The organism is Streptomyces sp. NPDC060205, from assembly GCF_042728395.1.
Lineage (GTDB): Bacteria > Actinomycetota > Actinomycetes > Streptomycetales > Streptomycetaceae > Streptomyces.
Map to the genome: position 1 here is coordinate 1 of NZ_JBHWZP010000425.1, position 6,906 is coordinate 6,906.

The following is a 6,906-nucleotide window of genomic DNA, read 5'->3' on the forward strand; positions in this document are numbered from 1 at the left end:
GCCGGCGACCACGTCGCGTCGAGGGAACTTCTGCCCGCTAGCCCGAGGACCCCTGGAACAGGCCCCCGTTGCCGTTGCCTCTGCTGTTGCCGCCGTCCTCCTCCTCGGACTCCGAGGTCGAGGGACTCGCGCCGCCGTCCGTGCCACCGGTGTCGGTCTCGCCGGTGCTGGCTCCGCCGTCGTCCTCGCAGCCGAAGAAGGCGCCACAGGACTCACTGGTGGTGGGAGCGGGGGGAGACGGCTCGCTCTTGGTCGGCGTGGGCTCCGGCTCCTCGGATTCCTCCTCCTCCGTCTCGGTGGGTGTCGGAGTCGGGGTCGGGACCACGACGTCGTTGACGACCTCACCGATGGGTTCGGGCGTCGGGAACTGGACGACCTTCGCGCCCTTGAGCGCCTGCTCCATGTAGTCGTGCCAGATCTCGGCCGGGAACGAGGCGCCGTGGATCTTGTCCTGGCCACCCGTTCCGTACATCTCCAGGAACTCGCGCTTCTTGTTCGACTCGTCGTCGTCCATGCGGTACATGGAGATCGCGGTCGAGAGCTGCGGGGTGTAGCCGACGAACCAGGCGGACTTGTTGCCGTCGGTCGTACCGGTCTTGCCCGCCACCGGCCGGTTGCTCAGCTTCGCCGCGGTACCGGTGCCCTCGTCGACGACGGTCTTGAGGACGTCGGTGACGTTGTCGGCGACCTGCGCCGTGAAGGCCTGCTTCGCCTTGGCCGAGTTCTCGTGCGCGAAGACCGTGCCGTCCTTGTCGGTGATCTCGTCGACCGAGTACGGCTCGTTCTGCTTGCCGCTCGCCGCGAAGGTGGCGTACGCGCCGGCCATGCGGATCGCGCTCGGGTCGGAGGTGCCGATGGAGAAGGACGGGAAGTTGGCGGTCTGCAGACTGCCTTCCTTGATGCCGGCGTCCAAGGCGGACTCGCGCACCTTGTCCAGACCGACGTTCATGCCCAGCTGGACGTAGGCGGAGTTCGAGGAGACCCTCATCGCCTCACGCAGGTCGATCTGGAAGGTGGGCGGGTTGTACGACTCGTCGCCGTCGTTGCGCTGCAGCCATTCCTTCTCGTCCTTGTCCTTCCAGACCGTCCCGTCGTAGTCCTCGATCTTCAGCTTGTTCTTGCCGCTGTACAGGCTCTTCGGAGAGACCTTGATGCGCTCGTCCTGGGCCTGGGTCGGCTCCAGGTCGGGATCGCGCACGCCCCACTTCATGGCCGCCGCGAGGACGAACGGCTTGAAGGTCGAACCGACCTGGGCGCCCGTCTGGTCGGCGTTGTTGGTGAAGTGCTTGGTCGCGTCCACACCGCCGTAGATGGCCTTGATGGCACCCGTCTTCGGGTCCACGGAAGCCCCGCCGAACTGGACGTGCTTGTCCGTCTTCGGCCGTTCCTTCTCCTTGATGTTCTCCTTGCGGACCTTCTTCACCGCGGCTTCGAGCTGGGTGACCTTCTTCTTGTCGAAGGTCGTGTGGATCTCGTAGCCGCCGTCACGCAGCTGCTTCTCGGTGATCCCGGTCTTCTCGCTGTTGTTGACGATGTACGCCTTGGCGAGGTCGACCAGGTAACCGACCTGACCGCCCAGCTGGGCGTTGGACCGCGGACTCTGCAGCGTGGGGAAGTCGGGGTACTTGGCGCGTACCGACTCCTCCAGGTGCCCGTCCTTGACCATCTCGCCGAGGATCCAGCGCCAGCGGGTCTCCGCGCGCTGGCGGTTGGCCGCGGGGGTGGCGGAGGGGTCGATCGACTCCGCGCCCGCCGGGTCGTAGTACGTGGCGCCCTTGAGCACCGCCGCCAGGAAGGCGCACTGGCTCGGGTTGAGGTCGTCGGCGTCCTTGTCGAAGTACGTACGCGCGGCGGCCTGGATCCCGTAGGCGCCGCGGCCGTAGTAGGCCGAGTTCAGATAGCCGGCCATGATGTCTTCTTTGTCGACATTGGCGCCGACCTTGATCGAGACGAAGAGCTCCTTGAACTTACGGGAGATCGTCTGCGACTGGTCCTCCAGCATGGCGTTCTTCACGTACTGCTGGGTGATCGTGGAGCCACCCTGGGTCTGACCGCCCTTGGCCATGTTGAACAGGGCCCGTCCGATACCCATGGGGTCGACGCCCCGGTCGTTCTCGAACGTCTTGTTCTCGGCCGAGATGACGGCGTAGCGCATCTCCTTGGGAATCCGGGAGTAGTCGATGATCTGCCGGTTCGTCTCACCACCGGTGGCGACCATCTGCGTGCCGTCGGCCCAGTAGTAGACGTTGTTCTGCGCCTCGGCCGTCTTGGCGACGTCCGGCAGGCCCACCAGCGCGTACGCGACTCCCGCGACGGCCATCATGCTGCCGAAGAAGCCGATGAACAGACCCGTCACGAGCTTCCAGGACGGCACCCAACGTGCCGCCCCGTACCTGCCCGCGCGCGGGTAGTCGATGATCCGCTTCTTCGGCGGTACGGACCCGCGTCCGCGGCCACGGCCTCCCTGCGCCGCGCCGTCGGCCGCTCTGCGTCGACCGGCGCCGCTGCTGTTTCTCTGTGATGCCCGCCGGGCCTCGGCGCGGCTGCCGTACGGGCGTTCCTCACCCCCCGAGTCGTATGAATCGGAAGGAGACTCGGTTGCGCCTCGCGGTGCCGCACGGCGGCCGGAGGACGAGCCGGTCTGGCCGCGTCGGGCCGCGGCACGTCCGCCACCTTGCGGCTGCGGCGATTTGCGACGGTGCTCGCTCATCGAACGATTACTCCTCGGGCAGGCGCACCTGAGCGCACCTGGAAACGGCAGCTGGTTTCCGGTCCCCCCGAAGTACGGATGCGGTCGTTTTTACATTCATCCGTACTGCACCGAGGACAAGGACGTCCCCAGGCGTCACTCGGTTCCCGGTGGTTTGCATGGCGGACAGACTACGCACCGTCAAAACCTGCCTAGCACCGAAGTTCACCCCAAATCAGGCAACTTGCTTCCTACGAATCGGTGATGTGACGCCGTTCACCGTGCCCCCTCTTGTCGCAGGGAGAGGACCGATCTATCGTGTCGATGTATCGAGTCGATACATCAGCTCGACATAAAGACCGTCACGGCACGGCCGCGGCAGAGAGGAGGCGACGATGAGCCGGCGTTCCGGAATCCTTGAGTTCGCCGTCCTCGGCCTTCTCCGCGAGTCCCCGATGCACGGCTATGAGCTGCGAAAACGCCTCAATACGTCACTGGGTGTGTTCCGTGCGTTCAGCTACGGGACGCTCTACCCCTGCCTCAAGACGCTGGTCGCCAACGGCTGGTTGATCGAGGAACCGGGGAACACCTCCGAGGACGCCCTCGCGGCGCCCCTCGCAGGACGTCGCGCCAAGATCGTCTACCGGTTGACGGCGGAAGGTAAGGAACACTTCGAGGACCTCCTCTCGCAGACGGGTCCCGACGCGTACGAGGACGAACATTTCGCCGCTCGTTTCGCCTTCTTCGGCCAGACGTCACGGGATGTACGGATGCGGGTCCTCGAAGGCCGCCGCAGCCGTCTCGAAGAGCGCCTGGAGAAGATGCGCGCCTCGCTGGCGCGCACCCGGGAGCGACTCGACGACTACACGCTTGAGCTCCAGCGCCACGGAATGGAGTCCGTGGAGCGCGAAGTGCGCTGGCTGAACGAGCTCATCGAGAGCGAGCGGGCGGGACGGGACCATCGGCGTCCCGGTCCTGACGGCTCCGCTCAGCAGGACAACACATCTGGGGAGTCGGGCGGCCTGCCCCGGCCCGGGGGCACCCCCGGGCCGGATCCGTCCGATGACACTGCCACGTGAAGTCCTCTCAGGGCTTCACCGAGTACACACAGGGAGCAACCGGAATGGGTTCGGTTCGCGTAGCCATCGTCGGCGTGGGCAACTGCGCCGCCTCGCTGGTTCAGGGCGTCGAGTACTACAAGGACGCCGACCCGGCGTCCAAGGTGCCGGGTCTGATGCACGTCCAGTTCGGCGAATACCACGTGGGTGACGTCGAGTTCGTCGCCGCCTTCGACGTCGACGCGAAGAAGGTCGGCCTCGACCTCTCGGACGCCATCGGCGCCAGCGAGAACAACACCATCAAGATCTGCGACGTCCCGAACAAGGGCGTCACGGTCCAGCGCGGCCACACCCATGACGGGCTCGGCAAGTACTACCGCGAGACCATCGAGGAGTCGGCCGAGGCCCCGGTCGACGTCGTCAAGGTCCTCAAGGACCAGCAGGTGGACGTCCTCGTCTGCTACCTGCCCGTCGGTTCCGAGGACGCGGCGAAGTTCTACGCCCAGTGCGCCATCGACGCCAAGGTCGCGTTCGTCAACGCTCTGCCGGTCTTCATCGCCGGCACCAAGGAGTGGGCGGACAAGTTCACCGAGGCGGGCGTCCCGATCGTCGGCGACGACATCAAGTCGCAGGTCGGCGCCACCATCACGCACCGCGTGATGGCGAAGCTGTTCGAGGACCGCGGTGTCCGTCTTGAGCGCACCATGCAGCTCAACGTCGGCGGCAACATGGACTTCAAGAACATGCTGGAGCGCGACCGCCTGGAGTCCAAGAAGATCTCGAAGACGCAGGCCGTCACCTCGCAGATCCCCGACCGTGACATGGGCGCGAAGAACGTCCACATCGGTCCCTCGGACTACGTGGCCTGGCTCGACGACCGCAAGTGGGCGTACGTCCGCCTTGAGGGCCGCGCCTTCGGTGACGTCCCGCTGAACCTGGAGTACAAGCTGGAGGTCTGGGACTCCCCGAACTCCGCGGGTGTCATCATCGACGCCCTGCGCGCCGCGAAGATCGCCAAGGACCGCGGCATCGGCGGCCCGATCCTCTCCGCGTCGAGCTACTTCATGAAGTCCCCGCCGGTCCAGTACTTCGACGACGAGGCGTACGACAACGTCGAGAAGTTCATCAAGGGCGAGGTCGAGCGCTAAAGGCTCGTCCCACGCACGGCTGTCGAGGGTCCCCGGGGCATCGCTCCGGGGACCCTCGCCCTGTGCGAGGCTGTAACCCATGGCTGTCGTGAGTGACCTGCGCGTACTCCTGCGCTTCAGGAACTTCCGGCGGCTGCTCGCCGTCCGCCTGCTCTCGCAGGGTGCCGACGGTGTCTACCAGGTCGCGCTCGCCACATACGTCGTCTTCTCACCGGAGAAGCAGACCTCGGCCGCAGCGATCGCCTCCGCAATGGCGGTCCTGCTCCTCCCGTACTCCCTCGTCGGCCCCTTCGCAGGCGTCCTCCTGGACCGCTGGAGACGCCGCCAGGTCTTTCTGTACGGGAACCTGCTGCGGGCGCTCCTGGCGGCCCTGACGGCCGTTCTGATGCTCAGCGGTGTACCGGACTGGCTCTTCTACGCCTCCGCGCTGTGCGTGACCGCCGTCAACCGGTTCGTGCTCGCGGGTCTGTCCGCCGCCCTTCCCCGCGTGGTCGACGCCGAACGGCTGGTGATGGCCAACTCCCTGTCACCCACGGCCGGAACACTCGCCGCCACCCTCGGCGGCGGCCTCGCCTTCGTCGTACGTCTCGTCGGCTCCGACTCCGACGCGCTGGTCGTCCTCGTGGGAGCGGCCCTGTACGTGTGCTCCGCGCTCGCCTCGCTGCGACTGGCCCCGGATCTGCTGGGCCCCGAACGGCCACCGGTGCGGCCACGGCTCAGGACGGCCGTGCTCGGCACCGCGCGGGGCCTCGCGGCGGGCGTACGTCACCTGACCGAGCCCGCGCGCCGCGACGCCGCCTGGGCGCTGGCCGCGATGACCCTGATGCGGTTCTGCTACGGCGCGCTGACGGTCATGGTGCTGATGCTCTGCCGGTACGCCTGGTCGTCCGGCCCGGACGACGACGGGCTCGCCCTGCTCGGCCTGGCCGTGGGGATCTCCGGAGCCGGCTTCTTCGCTGCGGCCGTGCTGACTCCGGCGGGCGCGAACCGGCTCGGCCCCGGCGGCTGGATCATCGCCTGCGCGGCCACCGCCGCGGTCCTGGAACCGGCGCTGGGCCTGTCGTTCGCCGAAGTGCCCCTCCTGCTCGCGGCCTTCGTCCTGGGTCTGACCACCCAGGGCGCGAAGATCGCCACGGACACCGTCGTCCAGTCGTCCGTCGAGGACGGCTTCCGTGGCCGGATCTTCGCCGTCTACGACGTCCTGTTCAACGTCGCCTTCGTCGGCGCTGCGGGAGTGGCTGCCCTGATACTGCCCCCTGACGGCCGATCCGTGGCGCTTGTGGTCACGGTGGCCGTTATCTACGGGGCGGTTGCTGCGGCTATGGCCCGCTTTGAGCGCCAGTAAGTGTCACATCAAGGACACAGAGACCCTCCGGGCTACGGAGTTGTCAGTGGGGCCCGGTAGCTTACGTGCGTCTTATTTCGCGCCATGCGCTCCAAGTTCGAGGGGGACCCCCAAGTGACCACGCCGCCGCCGCAGGGCCAGAATCCGTTCGCTCAGGGCCAGCCGGCCGAGGGAAATCCCTACGGGCAGCAGCCGCCCCAGGGCAACCCCTACGGACAGCAGCCCCCGCAGGGCTACCCGCAGCACCCGAACGCTCCCTACGCCCCGGTCGCGCCCGAGCCGCCGAAGCGCAACCTGAAGAAGTACCTGCGTTTCGCCGTTCCCGTCGTCGTCCTCATAGTCGCCGTGGGCGGCTGGATCGCGAGCCGTGACGATGCGTCGAGCGCCAAGGTCGGCGACTGCATGAGCATCGGCAACCCGAACAGCACCACCGACCCGGAGCTTGAGGTCGTGGACTGCGGTGACTCCAAGGCCGCGTACAAGGTCGAGCAGAAGAAGAGCGACAACTCCGGCTGCGACCGCACCAAGTACGCCGAGTACACCGAGACCGGCGGCAGCAGTGACTTCACCCTCTGCCTGTCGGAGTACTCCGCAAAGAAGTAAGGGCTCAGCCAAGCAGTAAGGGCTCGGATACGCCGAGGGCCGTTGTTTCACGTGAAACAACGG

The 6,906-nt window shown here is 66.9% G+C and carries 5 protein-coding genes; 4 read left to right on the forward strand and 1 reads right to left on the reverse strand.

Translation table 11 applies throughout. The features are described 5' to 3' along the window. Positions 1-37: 37 nt before the first annotated feature. Positions 38-2,710: a transglycosylase domain-containing protein gene (locus ACFWGJ_RS39890; RefSeq protein ID WP_387333855.1), complete on the reverse strand. Its 2,673-nt coding sequence runs from the start codon at positions 2,708-2,710 to the stop codon at positions 38-40. Positions 2,711-3,084: 374 nt separating this feature from the next. Here ACFWGJ_RS39890 and ACFWGJ_RS39895 point away from each other — a divergent pair, with 374 nt between their 5' ends. The 4 genes from ACFWGJ_RS39895 (at position 3,085) to ACFWGJ_RS39910 (ending at position 6,843) form a co-directional block, all read left to right on the forward strand. Continuing rightward, complete coding sequence (locus ACFWGJ_RS39895) at positions 3,085-3,768, forward strand: PadR family transcriptional regulator (protein ID WP_210881442.1); 684 nt, start codon at positions 3,085-3,087, stop codon at positions 3,766-3,768. 44 nt (positions 3,769-3,812) lie between these two features. Next, positions 3,813-4,895 (forward strand): inositol-3-phosphate synthase, encoded by a 1,083-nt coding sequence (locus ACFWGJ_RS39900; RefSeq protein WP_387333856.1) that lies wholly within the window; start codon positions 3,813-3,815, stop codon positions 4,893-4,895. 79 nt (positions 4,896-4,974) lie between these two features. Next, the gene (locus tag ACFWGJ_RS39905) at positions 4,975-6,240 is read left to right on the forward strand and encodes an MFS transporter (RefSeq protein ID WP_387333857.1); all 1,266 of its coding nucleotides are present in this window, start codon (positions 4,975-4,977) and stop codon (positions 6,238-6,240) included. Positions 6,241-6,354: 114 nt separating this feature from the next. Next, positions 6,355-6,843, forward strand: a complete 489-nt coding sequence (locus tag ACFWGJ_RS39910) for a hypothetical protein (RefSeq protein ID WP_387333858.1) — start codon at positions 6,355-6,357, stop codon at positions 6,841-6,843. The last annotated feature ends 63 nt before the right edge of the window (positions 6,844-6,906 follow it).

Excerpts from the sequence above, each read along its gene's own strand:
- ACFWGJ_RS39890 (WP_387333855.1), bottom strand. The coding sequence starts at position 2,710 with ATGAGCGAGCACCGTCGCAAATCGCCGCAGCCGCAAGGTGGCGGACGT.
- ACFWGJ_RS39895 (WP_210881442.1), top strand. The coding sequence starts at position 3,085 with ATGAGCCGGCGTTCCGGAATCCTTGAGTTCGCCGTCCTCGGCCTTCTC.
- ACFWGJ_RS39900 (WP_387333856.1), top strand. The coding sequence starts at position 3,813 with ATGGGTTCGGTTCGCGTAGCCATCGTCGGCGTGGGCAACTGCGCCGCC.
- ACFWGJ_RS39905 (WP_387333857.1), top strand. The coding sequence starts at position 4,975 with ATGGCTGTCGTGAGTGACCTGCGCGTACTCCTGCGCTTCAGGAACTTC.